This window comes from Reinekea sp. G2M2-21, assembly GCF_015687175.1.
Lineage (GTDB): Bacteria > Pseudomonadota > Gammaproteobacteria > Pseudomonadales > Natronospirillaceae > Reinekea.
Window position 1 is genome coordinate 1 of record NZ_JADPQG010000027.1, and the last position, 2,064, is coordinate 2,064.

General features: G+C 40.8%; 6 protein-coding genes. All 6 read left to right on the plus strand.

Annotated elements, in window-relative coordinates:
• On the plus strand, positions 1-287 hold a 287-nt coding region (locus tag IYN85_RS25510; RefSeq protein WP_230390982.1), incomplete at its 5' end, for a hypothetical protein.
• A gap of 19 nt (positions 288-306) precedes the next feature.
• The gene (locus IYN85_RS25515) at positions 307-648 is read left to right on the plus strand and encodes a hypothetical protein (protein ID WP_196161808.1); all 342 of its coding nucleotides are present in this window, start codon (positions 307-309) and stop codon (positions 646-648) included.
• Positions 645-866, plus strand: coding sequence for a hypothetical protein (locus IYN85_RS25520; RefSeq protein ID WP_196161809.1), 222 nt, complete (start codon positions 645-647; stop codon positions 864-866). Before IYN85_RS25515 ends, IYN85_RS25520 begins: the two co-directional genes overlap by 4 nt.
• Before the next feature lie 12 nt (positions 867-878).
• On the plus strand, positions 879-1,226 hold the full coding sequence (locus IYN85_RS25525) for a hypothetical protein (RefSeq protein WP_196161810.1): 348 nt from the start codon (positions 879-881) through the stop codon (positions 1,224-1,226).
• A gap of 343 nt (positions 1,227-1,569) precedes the next feature.
• Entirely contained in the window at positions 1,570-1,848 is a 279-nt protein-coding gene (locus IYN85_RS25530) for a hypothetical protein (protein ID WP_196161811.1), read from the plus strand.
• A gap of 15 nt (positions 1,849-1,863) precedes the next feature.
• Positions 1,864-2,064: hypothetical protein (locus tag IYN85_RS25535; protein ID WP_196161812.1), on the plus strand; the 201-nt coding region annotated here is incomplete at its 3' end.

A 2,064-nucleotide genomic window follows, 5' to 3' on the forward strand; every position in this document is an offset into this window, starting at 1 on the left:
AAAAATCAATCATAGGAAAAATCATGTCTCGAAAATATGGTTCTAAAGTATTAAATGCCACTGGCCAAGTTGTAGGGCTCCATGAAATGCTCAAAATCGGCGATAGCGTTATTTGGAATGGGCGTAAATATGGTTCGTGTGAGCATGATTCAGAATTTCAACCGGGCAATACCTACCCAGTATGCTATATCTATAATTCAAATTGTGACATTGAGCTGAGTGCTGATTCTGGTTCTGCACAGATCACAATTCGCGCCCACGATGACGAATATTCTATTGTTCAATAAGTAGTAGGAAAAACGAGCAATGATTCAGCAAATCATATCTGACAAAGTTGCTGACTGGATAAAGACTGGTGAAGTACGCAATGCTGGAGAAATTAATGAAGGTTTATGCGCTGACTTTGCCTCTGCAATAGCCAGCCAGATCCAATGTATGATTACCGGTGTTTACGATGTAGAAGACGTTGATTTGTTGCCTTGTGAGTCCTCCGATTCATTCAAGCAAGCTGTATCTAAAGATTGGATCGGTCATACCGCATTATTTTTCGATGGCCTGTTTTATGACTCAGAATCCCCTTTGGGGGTGTCAAAATTTGAAGATCTTCAAGTTAATCAAAGAGCCATGAATAAGAGGGGAAAATTATGACGAAAAAGTACTTTGTTCATCTGACCATTAGTCTCGGATTTCTGATGGTTTTTTTACTGGCCTTGCTTCCATTTTCATGGGGTAGCTCGATTAAAGAAGCATTTGCACAGCATCCTTTCATTGGATCAATCATATTTGTGTGCACGCTGATCAGCTGCCTAAACAGTGCCTATAAAGAAGGCATCACTCAAGGCCGAATTGATAAAGCAAGATCTTAAGGGAAAAAAATTGTGCGTATTGTAGTTTACATTTCAGTAATGCTCGGACTGACTGGCTGTTTTGGAGAAATTGGTGAAAAGGTAACGGTGATCTACGACGTGCATTCACCATCTATCTGGGCTATTCCAGGCGGTACAGCTGTAGATATTGGTGGTGAGTTTGTGGAAATTGTCGGTACAGATCAATGCAACAATGGATTTGGTGACACATACCCGTGTTGGAAGTTCTCTTTACGCCCTGGGGATGCTCAACTCGTAACTTTATCCAACGGGCTTCAAGAGATGTGGACTACATCGGATGCCGGTCAAAACCGTGTATATCTTGTTCGCCCTAATGGCTATAGGGTCATCTCAGAATAGATAGGAAAAAATGGTGAAGAACTCAAAATGTTTACACGAAGTGATGGTAATTTTCTACAGCATTGTCCGTGATCTGTTTACCAAACTCCTTTCTTTGGTGGCGATCATAGCTATAGCGATTTTCGCATTATGCTTATATTTTGGATTTTTGTTTGGTCCGATTGTGTTGTCGGCACATTTAAACTTAGTTGATCGTTCGCAGAATATAGTCTTTCAGCTTGGTTTCTTACTCCCAGTTTGCTGGTTGTTTTTCTGGGTTTATGTGTCGAACAAAATGGTCGATGAACTTGAGGGGCGTGAAATTAGAAATGCCAAAAGAGCATACGGCGAGGCACACTAGTTCATGGCAACTATATTAATTTGGATGGCATCATTTGTAATAGGTGGTGTTGGTTACAATGCTTCAAAGAAGCAGCTTAGTGAGTTGGGACGGATTTTGTTCTCGATTATGCTGACGTTGTCTTCATGGTTGTTGATTAGCTATATCGCATGGGTCTTAGGTGTTGAACTCGATATAGGCACTGTTTCAGACGGGAAAATGCAAGAACATTGGTGGCTACCCATCGTCGCATTGATCATGGCTGTTTTTAGCTACTTCGCATTTAAAAAAGACGAACAATAACTTCTAGGAAAAATCGTGGATAAGTTATTAGATGCTATTGAGGGTGTAATTGCCGGTCGTGAAAACGCATATAGTCCCGCATCGGATCTCAAAACTGAATTAGTCAGGTTAATTCAATATGCAATTATTGAGCGTGATGGCTGCGCAGTACGTGATTATCAACAACCTGTCAGTTTACTAATGGCTCAGGCAGTTACAAAGCTTGGTTTCGATGTT